This window comes from Bradyrhizobium sp. A5 (assembly GCF_042076515.1).
In the GTDB taxonomy this organism is placed as follows: domain Bacteria; phylum Pseudomonadota; class Alphaproteobacteria; order Rhizobiales; family Xanthobacteraceae; genus Bradyrhizobium; species Bradyrhizobium cosmicum.
In genome coordinates this window covers 6,773,854-6,797,049 of sequence record NZ_CP148990.1, presented here as the reverse complement: position 1 = coordinate 6,797,049, position 23,196 = coordinate 6,773,854, and the positions used below count along the sequence as shown (strand labels likewise).

Here is a 23,196-nt window from a genome sequence, read left to right as displayed (position 1 = left end):
CACGCGAGCGACTTGGCATCGCGATACAGTTCGGGGGCGACGTGAACACTCCCGGGCGGCCGTGTCAATCGATAAGGCGTTCCTGGACGTCAATTCGCGGTCCGAAACCCGCACGGGGCGCGGCGAGGAGCGCTAGGCAGCCGCCGCCTGCGCGGCCAGCAATTGTTTCAGTTTCGCGGCCGGAACCGCCGGGCTGAACAGCCAGCCCTGCATCTGGCTGCATCCGAGCTGCCGCAGCACGTCGCGCTGGGCTTCGGTCTCGACGCCTTCCGCGGTCGTCGCCATATGGCGGGCGGCGGCCATGTGCACCACCGCCTGCACGATCGCGGACGAGTCCTCGGGCTCGCCGATGTCGCTGATGAAGCTCCGGTCGATCTTGATCTTGTCGAAGGGAAAACGATGCAGATAGCTCAGCGAGGAATAGCCGGTGCCGAAATCGTCGAGCGCGATGCGCACGCCGAGTTCGCGCAGTTGCTGCAGGATCGTCAGCGCCTCCTCGTCGTCGCGGATCAGCACGGTTTCGGTGACCTCGAGCTCGAGCCGGCCGGGCGCGAGGCCTGATTCCGCGAGCGCGGCGGCGACCTTGAGCGCCAGCGTGCGGGCGCGGAACTGCACCGGCGAGACGTTGACGGCGACATGGATATTGCCCGGCCAGCTGGCGGCTTCGGTACAGGCCTGCTTCAGCACCCATTCGCCGATCTCGCCGATCAATCCGGTCTCCTCGGCGACCGGGATGAAGTCGGCGGGCGAGATCATGCCGTGCTCGGGATGGCGCCAGCGCAGCAGCGCCTCGCAGCCGGTGACGACATTGGCCGCAAGGTCGACCAGCGGCTGGTAATGCACCTCGAATTCGCCGCGGGCGAGCGCCTGGCGCAAATCGAGCTCGAGCTGCCGGCGCAGCCGCGCCTTGGCGTCGTATTCGGGCACGAACAGGCGGAAGGTGCGGCGGCCCTCCGACTTCGCCGCATACATCGCCAGATCGGCGCGCTTGAGTAGGTCGTCGAGATTGTCGCCATGGTCGGGCGCGATCGCGATGCCGATACTGGCGTCGGTCGGAATCTCCTGGCCCTTGCAGTTCACGGGCGAACGCAGCGCCTTGAGGATATCTTCAGCCAATGCCGTCAGTTCGGCCGGGTCGCTGGTTCCGGCCTTGACGATGGCGAACTCGTCGCCGCCGAGACGCGCGACGAGATCGTTGCCGCTGACGCAGGCGCGCAGGCGGCTCGCGACCTGGCGCAGCAATTCGTCGCCGACCTCGTGGCCGAGGGAATCGTTGACGCCCTTGAACTCGTCGACGTCGATATAGAGGATCGCGAACGGCTTGCCCTGGGCCAGCTCCGCCACGCGGCGCTCCAGATGGCCGCGCATCAGCACGCGGTTGGGCAGGTCGGTCAGCGCGTCGTAATGCGCCATGTGCGCGATGCGCTCGTCGGCGCGGATGCGCTCGGTGACGTCGTCATGGGTGGCGAGCCAGCCGCCGGAAGCGCCGGGCTGGTTCTTGATCTCGATCAGGCGGCCGTCGGCGGTCTCCACGATGGCGCTCTGCGTGAGTCCGACCTGGCTCAGGATCCCGTCGCAATAGGCATCGACGTCGCCTTCGAACGAGCCGGTGTCGTGGCGGTGCCGGATCACGTCGCGGAAATAGGCGCCGGGCTTCACCACGTCGGTGGAGAGGCCGTACATCTCGACGTAGCGCCGGTTACAGACGATCAGCTGCTCGTCCTGATCGAACATCAGAAGGCCCTGCGTCATCGTGTTCATGGCGGTGTCGAGCCGCTGCTTCTCGATCGACAGCCGGCGTGTCATCTGGCGGAAGATCAGATAGAGCGTGAGCACGAGCAGGCCGATCGACAGCACGGCGACGGCGACGAAGAATTTGGTTTGGGTGTGCCAGGTGGCGAGCGTTGCGTCCAGCGATCGGGTGGCGACCACGACCAGCGGTTCGCCGGTCAGCATGCGCGAGGCGACGATACGGTCCTTGCCGTCCATCGGGCTGGCGAGCTGGGTCGTGACGAAAGTTCGCTCGAACACCGCCATCTGCTCGGGCGTGCCCTTGCGGTAGTTCTGCCCGATCATCGCATCGACATGCGGAATGCGCGCGAGCAACTGGCCGTTCTGGTGATGCATCGCGATCGAGGAATCCTCGCCGAGCCCGCTCGATGCGAAGAAGGATTCCAGTTGCTCGGGCGCGATCGCGCGCGACACCATGCCGAGGAATTCGCCGTGCGGACCGGAGATGCGGCGTGCGAACACGATCGCGGGTCCGTCGCCGAACCGGCCGGGCACGACCTCGATCTCTTCCTGTGCGGCGGGATCGTTCATGAGGCGGTTGAAATAGCCGCGGTCCGATACCGAGATGTCGGCGACCGGCCAGCGCTTCGACGAATTGATCAGCACGCCCCTGGAATCGAACACGTTGGCGCCGGCGACATCGGACCAGCCGCTGGCCTTGGCGCGCAGCGCCTCGTGCATCGCGAGGGTGCCCATCTCGCTGCGGAAGATCTCGGCGGATTCGATGCCGTGGCTTTCGAGCTCGGCGATGATGCTCTTCTGGAGCACCGCGAAATCCTCGAACTCACGGTCGAAATGCCGGGCCAGCAGCCGCACGGCGCTCTCCAGGCTGTCGCGGCCGCTCACGATCGCATTCTGCCGGAAGCGGTCGACGGTCAGCGCGGTGCCGATGGCCATCGCGATCATCAGCACGACGCCGCCGGCGATCAGCCACGTCAGCGGCGCGCCCTGCCAACGCCGGAGCAACGCGCGCATGCGCGCGGTCCATCGGATCGATGTGCCCATCCAGCCCTCCCGTGGGATGCAAGATGCAGCAAAACCGCCAAGACCCCGTTACCAGCAAGGGTTAGGAAATGATGAATCGGAACGGAATCAGCGGGTTGGTGCACCGGCCGGCGCGTTCACCGCTTGATCTCCCATTTCAGCGCTTCCGCGTTCCCCTTCGCGAACATCTCCGGCACGTCGAACTTGCCGGTCGTGAGGTCGTAACGGCATTTCCAGTCGGCGAGCCCCTTCACGGCGACGTTCTTCGGATGCTTGTCCATTTCGCCTGACAGCGAGATCACGAGGTAGCGGTTGGCGGGCCAGTCGACGCCGAGCCAGCGATAGGCCTCTTCGCTGCCCTTCATCAGATTGGCCGAGATATGGAAGTCGAGCTTCATCTTCTTGGTGTCCGGCCGGCTGTGGAAATAGGCCCAGGCGAGATCGCCGAGCGACGTCTTCGTCGCGTTCACGAAGGCGCCGTTCTCGACATGGTAGAGAAACAGATCCTGTTCGCCGGAGCCGGTCTTCTGCATCCGCACCAGCCATTGCGAGTCGGGGGTGAAGCGAAAGCCGGCCGGATAATCCTGCTCCGGCTTCAGCTCGGTCATCCGCTCGCCGTGCCGTGCCCAGGCCTGCCATTTGATATCAAAATCCTTTCCCTCCCTCATGTACTGCTCGATCCCGGTGGCGCCGTCGGGCGAGGTGAAGGCGAGATCGGCTTTGTCAGTGAGGACGTAGTCCGGCGGCGGGCCGGATGCGGCAAGCGCGGGGGAGGCGGCGAGCGTCAAGGCGAGCGCCAGCCATGGCGCGGTGCGAAAAAGCGCGGTCACGGGAAAATCCTTGAAAAATGCCGCAGCGCGGCCTCGCTCATTTGACGCCGAGGGGGCCGCGCCGGTTCATCCCATCGACCGTCTTGCTGCCGCAGCCAAATCGGCGCAATTTGCCGCCTTCGGCCGATTTGCCAGCCAAGGTTCATGTCCTGATGATCACCGCGTCCAAGGCTTTCATTGCCTTCTGTCTGCTCGCATTGGTCGGCACCGTGCTGGTGATCGGCCCCCTTGAGCTGCGCCGCCTCTTGCCGGGCGGGACGAAGACCGAGATTGCGGCGGCCACGAAGCCGGAAGTCAGGCTGGAGCCGAAGGCCGAGGCCAAAGTCGAAGCCAAAGTCGAAGCCAAGCCAGCAGCCAAGCCCGACGAGCCGAAGCTTGCCGCCACGGCGCCGCCCACGCCGAAGGCGGATGCGATGGCCGAGACGCAGAAGCAGGTTACGGCGCTGGCCGATCTCGTGCCGGCCAAGCCGCCGGCGGCCGCGACCGACGCGGGCCCCCGCTTCGACGTCGCGCGCGTCGACGATCATGGCGAGGCGGCGGTGATCGCGGGCGTGGCCGCGCCGGGCGCCAGGGTCGAGCTGCTGCGCGACGGCCAGCCGCTCGACACCGTGGTGGCCGATGCGTCGGGCCAGTTCGTGATGACCCCGCCAAAGCTTCCCGCCGGTTCCTATGAACTGACCCTGCGCGCGAAATCGCCTGACGGCACCGTCACGCAGTCCGCCCGCACCATGCCGGTGACCGTCGCCGAAGCCGCGCCGCCGCCCGCGCGCCCCGCGCCGGCCGCCCGGCCGGAGGCGAAGCAGGCCGAGAAGCCGGATGAGAAGTCGGATGTCGTCGCGGCTCTTCCGGGGCCGCGCCTGCCTTCCGCATCGGAGAAATCAGCGGCGCGGCCGAGGCTGACCGGCGTATCGAAACCGCGGTTGATGGCGCATGCGCCAGCCGCGCCGACGCCCACGACGGTCGCATCGGCATCTCCGGCGGACGTCTTCAACACTGCGCCCGCAGGGACCGGCAGCCGGGTGATCACCCGCGGCGACAGCCTGTGGACCCTCAGCCGGCTCGCTTACGGCGACGGCGCCCGCTACGCCGTGATCTTCAAAGCCAACCGCGACAAGATCCACAATCCCAATCTGATCTATCCCGGCCAGACCTTCGTGCTGCCGCAGAAGGCGGAGTGAGCTGCGGCCTTGGTGGGCGCGACGTCCCTCTCCTGAAGTCTTGCCGCAAAACGCGACCTCATCCTGAGGGCCCGCCGCAGGCGGGCGTCTCGAAGGATGGCCGCAAGCGAGCGGACCTCACGGCCCGCGACGCTTTGACCACCGCCGCTCCGGAACCTTTGGTTCCGCTCCGCGTCTCTTTCCTGCGACGCGATGCGCGCGGAGGGCCAGGACGTGGTCAACTCTTTGGTCAGCTCGATATCACGCATGCGGCTGGCGCTGGCGGCTGCGGCCCTCGCGAGTCTGGCTCTGTTGCTGCCAGGCAAAGCCGAGGCGCAGTTCGGGATCCGCGGCGGTCCGCTCGGCGTCGCACGTTTCGCCGTCGGCCACGTCATCGGCCTCTCGCGCCTGCGCCATTCCCGCATGGCGGTACGCGGCAGCCGCTACCGCGCCGCCGCGTTGCGGTCGCAGGATCCCCGCGGTGCCGAGCGCGGCCAACTCGCCAATCCTTACGTTCTGCGTGCCGCACTCACGGCGCAGGCCGCGCTGTCCGGCTGGCATGGTGGCCGCCGACCGCAGGGCTGGTGGCGCCATCCTGACGGCAGCTATGGCTGGGTCGGCCCGGTGTTCTGGCCGTTCGCGCATGACGATATCACCAATGCAATCATCCTTGGCGATGCGACCAGCCTCTCGCTCTACGGCTATGGCGACATCTATGCCGCGATCTTCGCGCCCTATGCGGCGACCGAACTCGCCGCCTACGCCGCGCCGCCAGTCAGGCGCGGGCGAAGGGTGCCGACCCTGGACGCCGTCTGCGATGCCAGCGACAGCGGCGGCCTGCCGGTCGACCGCATCGCTAGCGCCGTGCAGCCGAACGAATTGCAGCGCGCAGTGCTGGACGAGCTCGCAGCCGCCTGGCGTTTTGCGCGCGACACCATCCGCACCGCCTGCCCGGCGCGGCCGCCGGCGAGCGCAACGGAGCGCCTCGGCCTGATGCAGACGCGCATCGAGGCCATGATCAAGGCGGCGGACGCGATCGCCCCGCCGCTGGCCAAATTCGAAAGTCTGCTCGACGACGGCCAGAAGGCAAAGCTCGAGGCGATCTCCAGCGAGCGCCTCGCAGCGCTCAGCGCGGGCCAGCGCAACGACGAGAAAGGCCCAAGCGCCTGCGCGTCCGGCTATGATCCTCGCTACGACGTGCAGGCGCAGCGCCAATACGAGCAGCTCGTGCAGCAGCAATGGCCCGCCGCCGAGATCGCGTCCACGCTTGGGCTCGACGAGGTCGCCCGCGCGAGGCTCGACGTGCTCCAGGACACCACGCTGCGCACCATGGAAACGCTCAGCGCCTGCCCGACCAAGCCCGCCGCGACACCGCAGGCCCGTCTTGCCGCGGTAAAGGCGCGGCTGGAGACGATGCTGCAAGCCGTGAAAGGCGTCGGCGACGCGCTCGACGATTTCGAGGTGGATTTGAGCGACGTGCAGAAGGCCGGGTTCGAGGCGATCGGGCCGAAGCGCGGGGTGTGAGGCTCGCGGACGCAAACGCACCAACGCCTGACGACACGAAGTCCGGGGCAATCACCCGATGATGTCATTCTGCCAGTGTTTTGCCCGACGCGTCAACGGAAAATTCGTTAAATCCGTAGCGCTCAGAGTTTCGCTAGGCCAGCCAGTGGCTTGCCTACTGTGCATGGGGTTGTTTTCGACGTTTCTGTTTTGGCTACCCGCGCCGCCGCGCCGCCGCAGCCGCATCCACCACGTTCTCCACTTCCTCGCGCCAGTTCAGAATCTCCATCGCCAGCACGGGATGATTGAAGCCCTTGAGCTGGAGATCATCGAGTGCGCGCGCCTCCACCCAGGGCTCGACGATGCCGTAGACGCGGCGGCTGACGACGATCTGGTTGGGCTTGGCCTCGCCGCAGAGGCGCGAGGCGAGGTTGGTGACGCTGCCGATCGCGGCATATTCCAGCCGCTGCTCGAAGCCGACCTGGCCGAGCGTGGCATACCCGAGCGCGATGCCGATGCCGAACCCGAGGCTATGCCCGCGGTTGCGCCAGCGCTCGGTCAGCGGGCCGATCGTGTCGCGCATCTCCACCGCCATCTTCACGGCGCGCTTGGTGTGGTCCTCGAACTGGATCGGCGCGTTGAACAGGATCATCACGCCGTCGCCGGCATATTTGTCGAGCGTGCCCTCGTATTTGAAGATCAGCGTGCCGAGCGCGGCGTGATATTCGCGCAGCACGTTCATCGCCTCTTCCGGCTCGGTCGCCTCGGTGAAGGCGGTGAAGCCGCGCAGGTCGCAGAACACCACGGTCACTTCGCGGCGCTGGCTGGTGAGCAGTCCCTCGGGGCTGTCGGAGGAGGCGATCAGCTGCGCCACCTGCGGCGCCAGGAATCGCTCGAGCTTGCGGATGCGCTCGATCTCGCCGAGCTGGGTCTCGACACGCTCCTCGAGCGACTTGTTCCAGTCCTTGAGCTGCTCGGTCTGCTCGCGCAGCTTGTCGGCCTGGGCGCGAACGGTCTCGTTCGCGGCCGCAAGCTCGCGGCCCTTGTGGTCGACCTCGGTGAACAGCCGCGCGTTGCGCATCGCCAGCACCGCCTGGTTGGCGAAGGTGCGCATCAACCCGATGATGCTGGCGGCGAATTCCCCACTGGCGCGGCGCAGCACCACGAGCGAGCCGAGCGTGCCCTGCTGGTCCACCAGCGGCACCACCAGCACCGAATGGAAGCCGGCATCGACCGCGACGTCGCGCAGCGGTTGCCCGGCGGCCTGGTCGAGATCGGCCAGCGCGATCGGCTCGCCGCTTCCGGCGGCATCGCTCAGGATGTTCTCGCCTTCGTCGATGGTGACATGGGCGCCATCGGCCGATCTGTCGATGCCGCCCGCTTCGACCAGGTGGAAGCGGCGCGTCGCGGCATCATAGCCGTAGATCAGCACCGCATCGGCATGGGTGATCTCGATCGCGCGCGCGGCGATGGTCGGCAGCACGGCGTTGAGATCGAGCGAGGACGCGACGGCGCGGCCGACCTCTTCCAGCACCTTCAGCTCGTTGATCGACTGGGCGAGATCGCGGGTGCGCTCGTCGACCTTGGTTTCGAGATTTGAATAAGTTTCCTGGATCTGGTCGGCCATGCGGTTGAACTGGCCGGCGAGGTCTTCCAGCTCGTCGGAGGTGTGCACGTCGATGCGGTGGCTGAAATCGCCCTCGCCGAGCTTGTGCGCGCCGTCGCGCAGCGCGGTGATCGGGATGATCATGCGGCGGGCGAGCAGCGTGCCGGCGAGGATCGCGACCAGCAGGCCCATCCCGATCAGCAGTGCAATGCGCACCAGCTGGTCGCGGATCGGCATCAGCGCCTGCGTGGTCGGCTGCTCGAACATCACGTTCCAGCCGAGCTTCGGTACGGTGCTGGCGGCGCTCATCACCGCATGGCCGTTGAAATCGGTGCCCGATGTGTCGGGCGCGCGCCCCGGCGCGATCGCGGCCGCCACCTGCGGCAGCTTCGACAGATCCTTGCCGACATCGGGCCCCTTCGACGACGTCGCCAGCACGCGGCCGCGCGGATCGACCACATAGGCGAAGGCGGCCTTGCCGACCTGGGTGTCGGACAGGAAGTCGGAGAGGAAGTTGAGGTCGATCTCGGCCACGGTGACGCCGGCGTTGAAGCCCGAATGCGCCACCGAGATCGACATCATCGGCGTGCGCTCGACGAACCAGGCCGGCGCATAGCTGACGCCGCGGGCGACGGTGTCGGTAAAGCGCATGTCGCGGGACAGGTCGGCATTGCTGCCGGTCGTGGTCGACTGGCGCGAGACGCGCAGCACCTCGCGTCCCTCGCCGTTGAGCTGGAACAACTGGTTGACGACCGAGACCTGGTGCAGCAGTGCGGCGTAGTCGGCGCGGCGCTTCTCCAGCGTGTCCTGGCTCGCCCGCGTCACCCAGCTGATCTGGCGCTCGAGCTCGGAGATCGACTGCTCGATCCGCCTCGCGGCTCCTTGCGCCTTGTCCTCGAGCCCGTCGGTCAGCTGTGTCTTGGTGGCGCGATAGGAGATCCAGGTCTCCATCGCGCCGTTGACGGCGAGCACGAACACGACGAGGCCGACGAGGGAGACGACGTATTTGGCGAACAGGCCCTCGCGCAGAAACCGTGTCTTGTCTTTCGCTCCCGCCATCCGGATCCTCTCGCGCCGCCCTCGACGCCGGCGCTACGGGCCGTACAGGCCCGACCGCCCTTCTACCATAATTTGAGCCAATGGACCGTCCCGGACCGGCGGACCGGCCGGCGTGGTTACCCGTTATGGACGCCGGGGGAGGCCGAAATGGTGGTGAATTGTCGCAGCCTCATCCGTTCGGATGAAGCGGCGGGCGGGGAAGCCGATGTAAGGGACTGGCGTGGAGTCCAGCACGTTGGTCCGCCAATCATCGATTGTTAAAGAGCTGCCGCAGCACGTCGTTCATCGGCTGGCTGTCCTGCTGCGCCACCGCCGGGTCATCCTGGGCCGGGGGCGCGGGAGAGGCCTGCGGCGCGGGGTTGGTCGGCGTTGCCGGCAGGCTGCGGCTGCGGCCGGTGCCCGTCGCGGTGCCGGCGTTGGCGCCCGTGCCGCTGGAAAGCCCTTGCTGGATCAGGTTTCCGATCGCTTCGCCCAAGGGGCCGCCGAGCAGATTGTTCTGTCCCGGCTGCTGAGTCTGCGGATTGACGTTGCCGGGAGCGGCACTGCTGCCACCCGGCGCGGCGGTCGCCCCGCCAAGGCCGAGGCTGCCCAGAATGTTGCCGAGCCCGGCGCCGTCGGGGCCGAACAGGCCCTTGCCCATCTCGCGCAGTTTGGCGTAGGCGGCGTCCGGATTGTCCAGCATGCCGGCCATGTCGGGGTAGATCCGCGGCTGCGACCAGGCCCCGGTGATCATCACGGGGATGCCGAAGCCGACCGGCTCGGAGGCGCGGCCCTGGCCTTCGGTCGTCATCACCAGCTTGGGCTCGACGCGAAAACCCATCATCTTGGTGTCGAGCGCGATGGTGCCGGCGCCGGTGACGCGCACCAGCGGCCCGATCAGATTGAGGTCGGTCGTCACCGCCTGGCCCTTGTCGATGCGGAAGGACGCCGAGAGCTGCGACAGATCGGTGCTCTGTTCCTGGCTGCTGTTTTGGTTGTCCTGCCAGCCGGACAGCGTGCCCGACGTCAGCGAGCGGATCATCTGCGCGACATTGATGCCGCGGATGGCGCCGTCCTGGAAATTGACGAAAGCAGTGCCCTGCATGTTCGCCATCAGCGCGCGCTGGCTGGTGCCGGCGCTGCGCAGCGCGAGCTTGGCTTGCAGCTTGCCGTCGATCCGGTCGAATTCGGCGAGGCCCTGGAGCAGCGGCAGCGCGCGCACGCCGACGAGGTCGGAATGCATGGCAAAGCTCGGTGCGCCGGTGGTCGCGTCCAGGATCACTTCGCCCGAGACCTGGCCGCCATAGGCGCCGAGATTGGCGGTGCCGGCTTTCAGCACGCCGCCGGCGAGCTTCGCATCGAGCGCGAGCGGCGCGAAGCGCGCATCGCCGATCACGGCCTCGTTCGCGGAGATCCTGATTTGCGCGTCGACATAATTGAGCCCGGACACGTCGATCGGCGCGTTGCTCCAGGGTTGTCCCGACGCGCCGTCGGGCGTTTTCGCCAGCGGAATCGCGAGACGCTGGAAATCGAGATCGACCTTGACCAGCGGCTTGCTCGCGATGTCGACCGAGGCCCAGCCGTTGAAGGCGCCGTCGCCGAGCCGGCCGTTGACGCCGTTGATCATCACGACGTCGCCGTTCAGGCGCATCTCGGCATGGCCGGTGAGCTGGGACTTCAGCACGTCGGGCATGTCGATGGCGAATTCCACCGGAACGGTCGGCCGGTCGATCGGCGGCGCCGGCATCGCCGCCTTGATGTCGAACTTGGTCGGGTGCTCGCCGACGCGCGCAGTGCCGGTGATGTTGACCTTGCGGTCGCGGCCAACGATCGCGTCGGCATTGATGGCGCTGATCCGGCCCTCGACGCGATCGCGCACGCGTGCGAACGCGACCTCGCCGTCATCGACCTTGACGCGATCGATGCTCACGCCGTCGGTGTCGAGCGCGAGCGGCTTCGACGAGGTGCCGGCGTTCGGCAGGCGCTCGCGCAGCAGCGGCTGGTAGAGCATGGGATGGGTGACGACGAGCTCGCTGATCTTCGGACGGCCCGACCACACGCTCGAGAGCGACATGTCGGCCTGCACGCGATCGATCGTGAGGCGCGTGATGCCGCTGCGGTCTTTGGGGTCCTGCAACGTGAGGTCGTTCAGCGTGACGTTCAGCGTCGGCCACAGGCTGATCCTGGTAGTGCCGTCGATCGACAGGCGATAGCCGGTCGCGCTCTCGACCCGCGACGCAATCGTCGAGGTCAGGAAGCCCGAGGGAATCCCGACCACCAGCAGGAGCGCGATCACGATGATGACGGCGGCCACAGCCGTGCCGGCGAATTTCACTGCTCTCATGTCGACTTTCCAACGACGGACGAGCGGCATCGAATCCGGCAAAGTACCGTCCTTTGCATCCGTCCTTTGCGCCTGAGTTTATCCCCGGACGGGAAGCGGCTCCAAGCACGTAAAAATAGTCCGGGGGAGCTGCAAAGTTATGTGACTTATGACACACTTCCCCGACGCGGTTTTACGCGATCCTGCTTTCGATGGTTCCAAGCGATTTGCCAAGGAGATTGGCCGGGTTCACTGGCCAAGGAAAAGTTCACAAGGAAGTTGAAATGAGCAAGCAGGCCGAATTTGCGGTCATCCTGAAAATGAACGCGATGTTCGCGGATCTCGGCACTGACGAGCTCCAGCGGTTGTCCAATCTCTGCCACACCCAGCATCTGGGGAACGGCGAGGTGCTGTTCCAGAAGGGCGATCCGGGCGACGCGCTGTTCGGCGTACGCCGCGGCCAGGTCCGCATCGAGACCGGCGCCTCCGACGGCAGCCGGTTGACGTTGAATTTCATGGGCCCGGGCGATCTGTTCGGCGAGGTCGCGGTGCTGGACGGCCAGAGCCGCACCGCGGACGCGACCGCGGGCGAAGCCAGCGAATTGTTCGTGCTGCGGCGCGAAGATTTCCTTGCCTTCCTCGAGCGCGAGCCGAAGGTCGCGATCAAGATCATCGCGCTGCTCTGCCAGCGCATCCGCTGGCAGAGCGAGCGCATGGAAGAATCCATGCTGCAGCCGCTGCCGGTGCGGCTGGCGCGGCGACTCTGCGCGCTCGCGGCCGATTTCGGCTCCGAGGTGCACATCTCGCAGGAGCAACTTGGCGTCTTCGTCGGCGCCGCCCGCGAGAGCGTCAACCGCCAGCTTCAGACCTGGCGCAAGGAAGCGATCCTCGATCTCCAGCGCGGCCGCATCCTGCTGCGGAACATGACCAAGCTGACCGCGATCGCTCGGAACGAGTAGAGTCAGGTGCGTGCTTCACGGCCGTGCCAGAGCCGCGTGATAAGGATATCGCCGGACTCGGGAACGATGACATATCGCACGATGTAACCGGATTAGCCGAACTGGACGATGATCTGACGGATATCGCCGTCATTGGTCGGCTTACCCAAGGATGGAAATTCCAGCAGCCGGTCGATGGCCTTCCAGATCATTGCTAAGGCGCGGCTTGCCGCCCCGGGGTTCACCGTGTCGAGGAAAGTTCGCAGCCGCTCGATATCTTCGAGAGCGGCCGGCGAGAGCAGGATCATCTGACCTTGCGTGGCTGCGGTCGAGGCAGCTCGTCGACAGAATCCCAGCTCGCCACCCATGTCTTGACGTCGTCGAGCGGGACGGCGAGCCCAGTGCGCTTGAATTCCTCGTAACGATTGCGATCTTCTTCGAGGTCCGGGCCAGAAAGATCGATGACCGAATCCAGCAGCGCGACAGCCTCGGCGAGCACCGTTGCGACATCCTTCCCGCGCTCAGAGGCAATTTCCCTGAGGCGGGCATCGGTGCTTGCGTCGATCTCAAGCGTGCGGCTGACGAGGTTCATGCCCAAAAGATAGCACTTTACTTACTCGTGTCGAGCCCAGCTCGCGGGCAAATTCTTACTCCGCCGCCGGGTGCACGATGCTCTTCGGCGCTGGTAGCGCTCCCGCGGGCGCAGCGCCGACGGGCGGGGCGGCGTGATAGTCGCCGCTGTCGGCGTCCTCGCTGTGCACGACCAGCCGCTTGCCGAAGCGCCAGATCAGGGCGCCGAGATCGTCCATCACCATGAACATCGCGGGCACGAATACCAGCGACAGGATGGTCGAGAAGATCAGGCCGCCGATCACCGCGAGGGCCATCGGCGAGCGGAACTCGCCGCCGGCGCCGACCGCAAGGGCGCTCGGCATCATGCCGGCGGCCATCGCGATCGTGGTCATCACGATCGGGCGGGCGCGCTTCATGCCGGCGTCGATCATCGCCTCGTCGCGCGGCTTGCCGGCGTGGATCGCTTCGATGGCGAACTCCACCAGCATGATCGCGTTCTTGGTGACGATGCCCATCAGCATCAGGATGCCGATCCAGACCGGCGTGGTGAGCTGCTTGCCGGTGACGAGCAGGGCCGCGATCGCGCCGCCGATCGAGAGCGGCAGCGAGAACAGGATGGTGATCGGCTGCAGGAAGGTGCCGAACAGCAGCACAAGCACCGCATAGACCATCATCAAGCCCGCCGTAATCGCGGTAGCGAAACCACTCGACAACTCGGCCAGGCTTTCGGCGTCACCCGAGGGATTCACCTTCACGCCCGGCGGCAGGCTCTTCTTCACCGGCAGATCGTCGATCATCTTCGTGGCATCGCCGAGCGCGGCGGAGCCGACGAGGTCGGCGGCGACGGTGGCCTGTCGCTCACGGTCGTAGCGGTTGATGCTGGTCGGACCCTGGTCGAGCTTGACGTCGGCGATCACCGAGAGCGGCACGCCACCCTTCTCGCCGTGCTCGCCGAGCGGGACGCGCAGCTGCTCGAGCGTCTTGAGATTGCCGCGCGCGGCGTCCTCGAGCTGCACGCGGATCGGCACCAGGCGGTCGCCGACATCGAACTTGGCGAGCGCGGGGCCGACGTCGCCGATGGTCGCGACGCGGATGGTCTGTGACAGACTTTCGGTCGAGACGCCGAGCCGCGCGGCGAGATCGGCGCGCGGCTCGACGCGCAGCTCTGGGCGCTCCAGCGAGGTTTCCGAGATCACATTGGAGATGATCGGAATCCGCTTCATCTGCGTCGCAAGTTCGCTCGCGACGTTGTTGACGATGTTGGCGTCGGCGCCGGTGACCACGAGCGCGATCGCGCGCAGCCCGTTTTCGTCGAGGAACCAGAAGCGGATGTCGGGAACGTTCTCCATCTCCTTGCTGATCGAGAATTCGAGCTCGCGCTGGGTGATGTCGCGGTCGGCCTTGGGCACGTAGTTGATGATCAGGGCGGCGCGCCGGACTTCCTGAGTTCCCGGTGGAACGCGCCCGCCGTCGACGAAGATGCTCTTGACCTCGGGCCGCTTGCGCAGGCGCGCGACGATGTCCTCGGTGACCTTTTCGGTATAGGCGAGCTGGGTGCCCGGCGGCAGTTCGAGGGCAAGCAGCGAGCGCGCGCTGTCCTGCGCCGGCAGGAAGCCCTGCGGCAGCAGCGTGATGCTCCAGATCGAGGCGGCGAAGACACCAAAGCCGATCAGCACTGTGATGAAGTAGTGTTTCACCGACCAGGCCACGATCCTGTGATAGGACCGCAACACGCGGCCGGGCGGCGGCTCCTCATGCGTATGGTGCTTGAGGAAGTAGGCGGCCAGCACCGGCGTGACGAAGCGCGCCGCGAGCAGCGAGAAGAACACTTGCACCGACACGGTGATGCCGAACTGCTTGAAGAACTGTCCGGCGATGCCGGACATGAAGCTCGCGGGCGCGAAGATCGCGATGATGGTCAGCGAGATCGCGATGACAGCGAGGCCGATCTCGTCGGCGGCCTCGAGCGCGGCACGGTAGGGCGATTTGCCCATATTCATGTGCCGGACGATATTCTCGATCTCGACGATGGCGTCGTCGACGAGGATACCCGTCGACAGCGTGATGGCGAGGAAGCTGACGAGGTTGAGCGAGAAGCCGAGAATGTCCATCGCCCAGAAGGCCGGGAAGATCGACAGCGGCAGCGAGATCGCGGCGATGATGGTTGCGCGCAAATCGCGCAGGAACAGCAGCACGATGACGACGGCGAGGATGGCGCCTTCGAACAGGGTCGAGATAGCCGCCTCGTAATTGCCCTTGGTGTATTCGACCGATGTGTCGATCACCTTGAGGTCGACGTCGGGATAGGCGGCTTTCAGCGCGGCGACGCGCTTCTCGACGGCCTCGGCGACCTTCACGTCGCTGGCGCCCTTGGAGCGCTTGATGCCGAGCGCGACGATCGGCTCGCCGTTAAAGCGGGCGAAGGTGCGGCGGTCGGCGATGGTGTCGGTGACGGTGCCGAGATCGTCGATCCGGACCTCGCCGCCGCCGAACAGCGGGATCATGGTGCCGGCGAGGTCGCTCAACGTCTTGGCACCGGCCAGCGTGCGGATCGCCTGGTCGTTCTTGCCGATCTCGGCGCGGCCGCCGGCGACGTCGACATTGGTGCCGCGCAGGCTCTGGCTGACGTTGACAGCGGTCAGCCCCATCGCCTGCAGGCGGTCGGGATCGAGCGAGACCAGTATCTCGCGCTCGACGCCGCCGATGCGCTCGACCTGGGCGACGCCGCGCACGCCCTGCAGCGCGCGCTTGACCACGTCGTCGACGAAATAGGAGAGCTGTTCCGGCGTCTTGCCGGGCGAGATCGCGGCATAGGTGACGATCGGCAGGCCGATGACGTCGACTCGCTGGATCAGGGGCTCGGTGACGTTCTGCGGCAGGTTGGAGCGCACGCGCGTCACCGCGTCCTTGACGTCGTTGAGCGCGCGGTCGGTGTTGGTCTCCAGCGCGAACTGGATGGTGGTGACCGACAGGCCGTCGGTAATCTGCGAGGTGATGTGCCTGACGCCCTCGACGCCGGAGACCGCGTCTTCAACCGTCTTGGTGACCTGGGATTCGAGCTCGGCGGGCGCCGCGCCGAACTGCGACACCGCGACCGAGATCACGGGAATGTCGGCCGAAGGCAGCCGCGTCACCGCGAGCTTGGTGAAGGACACCCAGCCGAGGATCAGGAGGATGATGGAAAAGACGACCGACGGCAGCGGATTACGGATCGACCATGCCGAGATATTGAGAGCCATCAGCGTACCCGCGTGCGATCGAGTTCATCGGCGAACATGGTCTTGATCTGGTCGCCGTCATGGAGCGAAGAGCCGGCGTCGGCCACGACGATTTCGCCGACGTCGAGCCCTTCCAGAATTTCGGTCGCGCTGTCGGACGACAGTCCGACCCGCACCTTGCGCGTCTCGATCGTGTTGCCTTTGACGACCTGTACGATGAGATGGTCGATCGCGGTCTTGGGGACCGCGACGCCGCAGCTCCGCTTGGCGTCGATCGAGGCACGGGCGAACACGCCGACCTTCAGCGACGGATTGTTGGTGACACTGATGCGGACGCGGCCGAGCTGGGTGGCGCGGTCGATCTCCGGCGCAACCAGCCGGACCCGTCCGATCAGGTCAGTCGCGTCGTCGCGGCTGATGCGCACGGTCGCGCCGGGGCTGAGCTTGGGCATGTGCACGGCGGGGACCTGGGCGTCGAGCTCGATCTCGTTGTTGACGGCTATGCGGAACATCGGGCCGGCCTGCGGTGAGGCGGGCGCGCCGACGATGGTGCGAACTTCGGTGATGAGGCCCGGCGCAGGTGCCTTCAGCGAGACCGGGCCTTGCGGACCAGGCCGCTGCGGCTGGCCCGGGATCTGCGGTGGCGCCGTCAGGCGTGCCAGTTCCTGATTGTCGGTGACCATGGCGCCCTCTGTGACGAAGAGGTCGGTGACCCTGGAGCCTTCCTGGTCGGCGACGACCACGGCCTCGCGGCGAGGCACGAAAAAGCCGGTGACCCGCACCAGGTCGGAGAAGCAGGCATTGGTCGATTTCGTCACAATGACGAGCGCCTCGCTCGGCGTTTCCTTCGCCTCGGGGCGATGCCGATGCTCGAACAGATAATAGCCGACGCCGAGCGCAACGACGAACACTACGGTTCCGGCAGGCTTGAGATATTCGGAGACGTTCATCGCCGGATTGTCCTGGCCTGGCTCACGGCCATCCGCACGAGGCCTGCTGAGAGTGTTTCCCTGAAATGAAGCGGCGTCCCGCAAGGCTGCGGGACGCGCTCTGGTAGCAAGACTTTACACCACATCACGACTTGTCACTTCGATAGGATTGGGTCGTGCTTACTTCGATGCGGTGGTCTTGTTTTCCATGTTGACGACCTGCACGCGGCGATTGACCTCCGCCATCGGCTGGCTCGGGTCCTTCAGCTTGCTCTTGCCGTAGCCGACGGTGACCAGATCCGTCGCCGAGATGCTGTACTTGTCGACGAGGTAGCGCTTGATTGAATCCGCGCGGCGCTCGGACAGGTCCTGATTGTAGCCCTCGCTGCCGGCGGCGTCGGTGTGGCCGGCAACCACGAAGGTCGAGCCCTTCAGGTCGGGGCTGGTCAGCGCGCGGCCGAGCGCCTGCACCGAAGCCAGCGACTTGGCGCTGATATTGGCCGAGTTGTAGTCGAAGGTGATTTCGAGATCGATGTTCGGCTTGTCCTTGGCGGCCGAGGCGATCTCCTCGCGCTCAGTCGACGACAGCGAGCGCGTCGAACGGCCGCGCACGGACTGGATCAGCTTGGTCTCAACCGCGGTCGGCGCGGGATCGGCCTGCGGGGCAATCGAGAGGCCGCGGGTCAGCGGCTTCTTCGGCGGCGGCGCCAGTGCGCGGACGATCTCGTCCTCGGTGACGTTCTTGCTGTTGCCGTCGTCGCCGGCGAATGCTGGGGAGGCCGGCAGCGACAGGGCGGCGCCGATGGCCATGATGGACAGGATTGCGGTAAGTCCTCTTGCAGCCGATCTCATTGCCAGTCCCTCCTGCGCAGCCGACCTGCGCGGTTCTAAAATTCCTGCAATAGGCCCCCGAAAAGGCCGCCTGCGGCATCCGATTGTTAGTCTTCGCAGGGCCGCCGAGGGTTCGAGGCGTCGTCTGCCTCATTTCAAAAAAATACTAGCGTACTCCGTAGCTTGCGAATTCCTGAACGATGTTCGGGTCCATCGCCTTGGCATTGGCGATGTCGAGCGCGCCTTCCTGGACCGAGCCGTTGCGCTGCTTGGCGATTCCCCGCCCGAAGAGCGAGGAGGTCAGGCGCGGGTTGATCCTCAAAGCCGCGTCGAAATCGGCAATGGCGTTCTTGACCGCGCCCGATTTCAGATTCACGAGCCCCCGGCTGTCCAGCGCATCGACGAAATTCGGGCGGAGCCGCAGAGCCTCGTTGCAATCCTTCAGGGCGCCCTGGAGGTCGCCGATCACGGTGCGGGTCCAGCACCGGTTGTTGAGTGCCTCGACGTCCTTCGAGTTGATGCGGAGCGTGTCGTCGAAATCCTTGATGGCGAGGTTGTAGGCGCCCTTGCTGGCATAGACCTGGCCGCGCCGGTATAGCGCGTTCACGTCGTCCGGGTTGGCCGCGATCTTGGCCGTCAGGCCCTTGATGGTTGGGTCTTCCGCCAGCGCGGCCGCGCTCGGCCCGCTATCCATGCTTGGAGCGGGGGGGGTCTCGGCCGGTTTCACCGGCGGTGGCGGTGGCGGCGGAGGCAGGGCGGCCTCGACCTGCGGTTTCGGCGCCGGGGCCGGTGCGGGAGGAGGGGCAGGCGCCGGTGCAGCCGCCGTATCGGCCGCCTTCGGCGGCGAAGGCGGTGATGGCGGCGCGGCCGGAGCCGGAGGCGGGTTGTTGGCGACGACCGGCGGCGGGGGAGGCGGCTGTGTCGTCGCCGGTGGGCGCGATCCGCCGGCTCCCGGAATGAACGAGAAGTCTTCGGCGAGCGACGAGGATATCCACGGCACCTGCTCGCCGCGGGAAGCGCGGGTGACGCCCATCTTGGTGCGGTTCAGCGTCTCCTCCGCCATCAGATCGGGGACTCGGATTTCCTTCAGGAGCTCCTGGACGAACAGGCTGTGGTCGCCGCCGGCGTCGGATACCACCGAGGCCAGCGCCGCCGAGTACATCACCAGCGTGCCATTCGGCGCGATGACCGGGGTCAGGCCGGCCGAGAAGCTGCGGAACCGGCGCTCGAACGGGTTGCGCCTGGAGGCGTCGATCAGCGCGATCTTGACGCCGGCGCCGCGGGTGTTGAGCTCGCCGAGCACGGTTTCGAGGCTGATGCCGTCGCGGCGCACGTCGGATTCGGTCCAGATCTGCGCATCGACCGGCAACATGTAGCTCTGGCGCGCCGACTGGATGCCGAAGCCGCTGAAGAACACCAGCGCCACCGAGCCCGGCTTGATCTTGCCGTAGAGCTTGTCGAAGGCGCGGCGCATGCCGTCGCCGGTCAGGTTTTCGCCGATCTCGACGGAGAAGCCGTCGCGCTTGAGCTCGTCGGCGACGTCGCGCGCATCGTTGAGCGGTTCCTTCAGCGGGGCATCCGCATCAGGATATTTCGCGTTGCCGATCACCAGCGCAAAACGGTCGCTGGCGGCCAGCGACGACGCAGTCGGAACGAGCGAAACGAGCAAGGGCAGAAGAAAAAGGAAGCGAATTTTCATAATGAGCGCGGTCCAGCCAAAAAGGCGCCGTTACCAGCTTGCGCCGCGGCGACCTTAACTTACGCAATGTCCATTATCAAACCGGGGAAGGGGGGCGTCAACCGCTTGGAGATTCGGCGGTATCGCGACAATAGACTGCGACCCTCGAGAACGCTGCGAGGGGAATAATAGAGGGATTGTCACTGTTGCGCTCGACACGCTTGGGGTTGGGTCTTGCGGCGGACTTGCGAGGGCCGCCAAATCTTGAGGCAGCTACGTTTTAGGGCCGTTTTGGCGAAGCCAGTGTGATTGGTCTCACATTGCAGCTCTGCCCTTGTCGCAACGCGCGGTGTTTGACCTTTGCGGCGGACAATGGCTTGGTGCGCGCGATCATCCCGCACGATCCAAATTCAGAAAAAGAAAGACCATGGGAAACGCCTACGAAATCTACGCCCTGCGCTATGCGACAATGACGCCGCGCACCCCCAACATGAATTTCCTTCAGCCCGATCCGCACGATAGCGCAGCGCAGGACCTCGACTACTTCGTCTGGCTGATCCGCGGCGGCGGCCGCGATATCCTGGTCGATACCGGCTTCAATGCCGAGGAGGCGAGCGCGCGGGCGCGCAAGCTGACGCTCAATCCGGTCGACGCGCTGGAGCGCTTCGGCGTCGCGGCGCCGGCCATTCGCGACATTATCGTGACACATCTGCACTACGATCATGCCGGCAATCTCGACCGCTTCCCGAACGCGCGCTTCCATCTCCAGGAGCGCGAGATGGCTTACGCGACCGGACGCTGCATGTGCAACGGACTGTTGCGACATCCGTTCTCGGTCGAGCACGTCACGCAGATGGTGCGCCACGTCTATGGCGAGCGTGTCACCTTCTACTCCGGCGACGGCGAGGTCGCGCCCGGCGTCACCGTGCATCGTGTCGGCGGCCATTCGGACGGTTTGCAGGTGGTCAAGGTCGAGACCGCGCGCGGGCCGGTGGTGCTGGCGTCCGACGCTGCGCACTACTACGCCAATCTGCAGCGGCGCAGCCCGTTCCCGATCGTCCTTGATATCGGCGACATGGCGCAGGGCTGGGAGACGATCGAACGTCTCGCGGGGCATCCTGACCGGTTCATTCCCGGCCATGATCCGATCGTCACGGAGATCTATCCACGCGCCAGCGACAAGGTCGACGCCTGGGCGCTGCACCTGCCGCCGTCGCGGTCGTTTGCGAAATGATGCGATAGCGTCATTCCGGGCTCGCCGCTTTGCGGCGCCCCGGAATGACAGCGGAGACTAATACGCCTGCTTGGCGTCCGCCTCTTCGCTGGTCTGGATCAGGTCGAGGCTGTCCTCGATCTTGCCGAGCAGAGCCGATAGCAGCTTACGCTCTTGCGCGGACAGGCAGGCGAGGATCTCGTCTTCCCGCCGCAGCAATTGCGGGAACAGCTCCTCGTAGAGGGCGCGGCCCTTGGCCGTCAGTTGCAGGCGGAATTCGCGGCGGTCGGCCTCGTTCTCGACCCGCTCGATCAGCTTTTCGTGCAGCAGCGTCGTCACCGCGCGGCTGATGGTCGATTTGTGCGTGCGCGTGCATTGCGAGATGTATTGCGCGCTGCATGCGTCGTTGCGGAAGCCGAGCGTGGCGATCACGCGCCAGGCCGGAATGTCGAGGCCGTGGCGCTCCTGATACTCGACCGAGAGCGCGGCGCTCACCTCCGCGGCGAGCCGGTTGAGGCGGAACGGTACGAACTTGAACAGATCGAGCCGGGTTTTTTCTCGCGGAGAAGCCTCGCGAGCCTGCCGTGTCTTCAGGGCGATGTCGCTGGATGTCCTCGCCAAGCAGAGCGCTCCGAATTCCAGTTGACGGCCGGCTGGCTCCGGTCCAAAATAGTTGCACGTGAGACTATCTAGCAGATCAGTCTTGTTCTGACCAGAGCCGAGGTTAGTGTATGGCGCCGGCCAATACGGATCAGGCCAAAACCCAGTTCGGCTATCGCCGTCATCCCGACCAGGACCGAGCCGGCCAAAATCCGGCGGAGCATCCGGTCGTGATCGTCGGCGCGGGCCCGGTCGGGCTGTCGCTGGCGATTGATCTGGCCCAGCGCGGCCAGCACGTCGTTCTTCTGGATGACGCCGACCGCATCGGCGAAGGCTCGCGCGCGATCTGCTTCTCGAAACGTTCGCTGGAATATTGGGACCGGCTCGGCGTCGGCGACCGCATGGTCGACAAGGGCGTGGTGTGGAGCGTCGGCCGAATCTTTCACGGCGAGTCCCAGCTCTACCAGTTCAACCTGCTGCCGGAGGATGGTCACAAGCGGCCGGCCTTCATCAACCTTCAGCAATATTACGCCGAGGCCTATCTGGTCGACCGCATCGGCGATCTGCCTGCGATCGACCTGCGCTGGCGCAACAAGGTGACGGCGCTCGAGCAGCGTAACGACTCCGTCGCGCTGACCATCGAGACGCCGGAGGGCGCCTATCGCCTGCACGCGCAATATGTCATCGCCTGCGACGGCGCACGCTCCTCGCTGCGGCAGATGGTTGGCGCCGAGTTCGCCGGCCAGGTGTTCGAAGACCAGTTCTTGATCGCCGACGTCAAGATGACCGCGGAATTCCCGACCGAGCGCTGGTTCTGGTTCGATCCGCCGTTCCATGCCGGACGTTCGGCCCTGCTGCACCGCCAGCCCGACGACGTCTGGCGGATTGACCTCCAACTCAATCGCTATGCCGATCCGGTGGTCGAGAAGAAACCCGAGAACGTACGGCCGCGGATCGCGCGCATGCTCGGCCACGACAAGTTCGAGTTCGAGTGGATCTCGCTCTACAAATTCCAGTGCCGACGAATGGACCGCTTCATCCACGGCCGTGTCATTCTCGCCGGCGATTCCGCGCATCAGGTCTCGCCGTTCGGTGCGCGGGGCGCCAATTCGGGTCTCGAGGACGCCGAGAACCTGTCCTGGAAGCTCGATCGCGTGCTGCGCGGCAAGTCGCCCGCGAGCCTGCTCGAGAGCTACCATGTCGAGCGCAGCATGGCGGCCGACGAGAACATCCGCGAATCCACCCGCTCGACCGATTTCATGGCGCCGAACTCGCACCAGGAAGCAAGGCTGCGCAAGGCGGTGCTGTCGCTGGCCAAGGAGACGGAGTTCGGCAAGCGAATGGTCAACGGTGGCCGGCTCTCGGTGCCGTGCGGCTATGACTCGCCGCTGTCGTCGCCCGATGCGGATGCGTGGCGCGGCGGACCGTCGCCGGGACGTTCGATGCTCGATGCGCCGATCGCGGGCGAGAGCGCCTACTTGACGGACGCGTTCAGCAAGGGCGGAACGGAGTTCACCTTGCTGTCGTTCAGCAATGGCGCGGCGATCGAGACGCCCGATGGCGTCAGGGATATCCGCATCGGCGGCGCAGGCGGACTGGCCGATCCCTCGGGCCTCGTCGCGAAGCGCTACGACGCCGGGGCCGAGGCAGCCTATCTGCTGCGGCCCGATGGCTACGTTGCGGCGCGCTTCCGTCATCCGACGCGCGAGCTGGTTGCGGCGGCGTTGTCGCGCGCCCAAGGTTTGAATTGAGGACTGGCATGCCGCTCTCCACCAACTCCAATTTCGCGCGTCCTGACGATGCCTTCCGCGCCATCGTCGAAGCGCATCGCGGCCTCACCGATGAGCAGAGCGCGGATTTCGACGCGGCCTTGGTGTTGATCCTCGCCAACCACATCGGCGACCTCGACGTGCTCCGTGAGGCGATCGGGCTTGCAAAGCGCCGAATGATCGACGGCCAGCAGCAACAACAGCAACAACAATAA

17 protein-coding genes are annotated in these 23,196 nt (G+C 66.0%); 6 read left to right on the top strand and 11 right to left on the bottom strand.

Features of this window, described 5'->3' with window-relative positions:
• Positions 1 to 132: 132 nt before the first annotated feature.
• Positions 133 to 2,796, bottom strand: a complete 2,664-nt coding sequence (locus WHZ77_RS32130) for an EAL domain-containing protein (RefSeq protein ID WP_375311598.1) — start codon at positions 2,794 to 2,796, stop codon at positions 133 to 135.
• Between the two features lie 116 nt (positions 2,797 to 2,912).
• Positions 2,913 to 3,605, bottom strand: a complete 693-nt coding sequence (locus tag WHZ77_RS32125; RefSeq protein WP_375311597.1) for a hypothetical protein — start codon at positions 3,603 to 3,605, stop codon at positions 2,913 to 2,915.
• 152 nt (positions 3,606 to 3,757) lie between these two features.
• Between WHZ77_RS32125 and WHZ77_RS32120 the strand changes: the two genes are divergently transcribed.
• Both WHZ77_RS32120 and WHZ77_RS32115 read left to right on the top strand, forming a co-directional pair.
• Complete coding sequence (locus WHZ77_RS32120) at positions 3,758 to 4,783, top strand: LysM peptidoglycan-binding domain-containing protein (protein ID WP_375311596.1); 1,026 nt, start codon at positions 3,758 to 3,760, stop codon at positions 4,781 to 4,783.
• 192 nt (positions 4,784 to 4,975) lie between these two features.
• A complete protein-coding gene (locus WHZ77_RS32115; RefSeq protein ID WP_375311595.1) occupies positions 4,976 to 6,286 on the top strand; it encodes a Spy/CpxP family protein refolding chaperone in 1,311 nt (436 codons plus the stop codon).
• Between the two features lie 193 nt (positions 6,287 to 6,479).
• Here the strand turns inward: WHZ77_RS32115 and WHZ77_RS32110 are convergent, their stop codons facing one another.
• Positions 6,480 to 8,930: an adenylate/guanylate cyclase domain-containing protein gene (locus WHZ77_RS32110; protein WP_375311594.1), complete on the bottom strand. Its 2,451-nt coding sequence runs from the start codon at positions 8,928 to 8,930 to the stop codon at positions 6,480 to 6,482.
• A 247-nt stretch (positions 8,931 to 9,177) separates the two neighbouring features.
• Positions 9,178 to 11,253, bottom strand: coding sequence for an AsmA family protein (locus WHZ77_RS32105; protein WP_375311593.1), 2,076 nt, complete (start codon positions 11,251 to 11,253; stop codon positions 9,178 to 9,180).
• A 263-nt stretch (positions 11,254 to 11,516) separates the two neighbouring features.
• Between WHZ77_RS32105 and WHZ77_RS32100 the strand changes: the two genes are divergently transcribed.
• Complete coding sequence (locus WHZ77_RS32100) at positions 11,517 to 12,191, top strand: Crp/Fnr family transcriptional regulator (protein ID WP_014439115.1); 675 nt, start codon at positions 11,517 to 11,519, stop codon at positions 12,189 to 12,191.
• A 92-nt stretch (positions 12,192 to 12,283) separates the two neighbouring features.
• Here the strand turns inward: WHZ77_RS32100 and WHZ77_RS32095 are convergent, their stop codons facing one another.
• The 6 genes from WHZ77_RS32095 to WHZ77_RS32070 form a co-directional block, all read right to left on the bottom strand.
• Positions 12,284 to 12,478: a type II toxin-antitoxin system RelE/ParE family toxin gene (locus WHZ77_RS32095; protein WP_375311592.1), complete on the bottom strand. Its 195-nt coding sequence runs from the start codon at positions 12,476 to 12,478 to the stop codon at positions 12,284 to 12,286.
• Positions 12,475 to 12,762, bottom strand: a complete 288-nt coding sequence (locus WHZ77_RS32090; RefSeq protein ID WP_375311591.1) for a hypothetical protein — start codon at positions 12,760 to 12,762, stop codon at positions 12,475 to 12,477. The genes WHZ77_RS32095 and WHZ77_RS32090 overlap by 4 nt, the downstream gene beginning before the upstream one ends.
• A 55-nt stretch (positions 12,763 to 12,817) precedes the next feature.
• On the bottom strand, positions 12,818 to 15,982 hold the full coding sequence (locus WHZ77_RS32085; protein WP_375311590.1) for an efflux RND transporter permease subunit: 3,165 nt from the start codon (positions 15,980 to 15,982) through the stop codon (positions 12,818 to 12,820).
• Complete coding sequence (locus WHZ77_RS32080) at positions 15,982 to 16,911, bottom strand: efflux RND transporter periplasmic adaptor subunit (protein ID WP_375311589.1); 930 nt, start codon at positions 16,909 to 16,911, stop codon at positions 15,982 to 15,984. Before WHZ77_RS32080 ends, WHZ77_RS32085 begins: the two co-directional genes overlap by 1 nt.
• Before the next feature lie 159 nt (positions 16,912 to 17,070).
• A complete protein-coding gene (locus WHZ77_RS32075; protein ID WP_375311588.1) occupies positions 17,071 to 17,742 on the bottom strand; it encodes an OmpA family protein in 672 nt (223 codons plus the stop codon).
• A 145-nt stretch (positions 17,743 to 17,887) separates the two neighbouring features.
• Positions 17,888 to 19,420: a caspase family protein gene (locus tag WHZ77_RS32070; protein WP_375311587.1), complete on the bottom strand. Its 1,533-nt coding sequence runs from the start codon at positions 19,418 to 19,420 to the stop codon at positions 17,888 to 17,890.
• A 406-nt stretch (positions 19,421 to 19,826) separates the two neighbouring features.
• Here WHZ77_RS32070 and WHZ77_RS32065 point away from each other — a divergent pair, with 406 nt between their 5' ends.
• Positions 19,827 to 20,633 (top strand): N-acyl homoserine lactonase family protein, encoded by an 807-nt coding sequence (locus WHZ77_RS32065; protein WP_375311586.1) that lies wholly within the window; start codon positions 19,827 to 19,829, stop codon positions 20,631 to 20,633.
• Positions 20,634 to 20,690: 57 nt separating this feature from the next.
• Here WHZ77_RS32065 and WHZ77_RS32060 read toward each other — a convergent pair whose 3' ends face one another.
• Entirely contained in the window at positions 20,691 to 21,233 is a 543-nt protein-coding gene (locus WHZ77_RS32060) for a MarR family winged helix-turn-helix transcriptional regulator (RefSeq protein WP_375311585.1), read from the bottom strand.
• A gap of 110 nt (positions 21,234 to 21,343) precedes the next feature.
• Here WHZ77_RS32060 and WHZ77_RS32055 point away from each other — a divergent pair, with 110 nt between their 5' ends.
• Positions 21,344 to 22,963 carry an FAD-dependent oxidoreductase gene (locus WHZ77_RS32055; protein WP_375311584.1) on the top strand — a complete coding sequence of 540 codons (1,620 nt, stop codon included), beginning with the start codon at positions 21,344 to 21,346 and terminating at the stop codon, positions 22,961 to 22,963.
• Between the two features lie 8 nt (positions 22,964 to 22,971).
• On the top strand, positions 22,972 to 23,196 hold the full coding sequence (locus WHZ77_RS32050) for a DUF2783 domain-containing protein (RefSeq protein ID WP_375311583.1): 225 nt from the start codon (positions 22,972 to 22,974) through the stop codon (positions 23,194 to 23,196).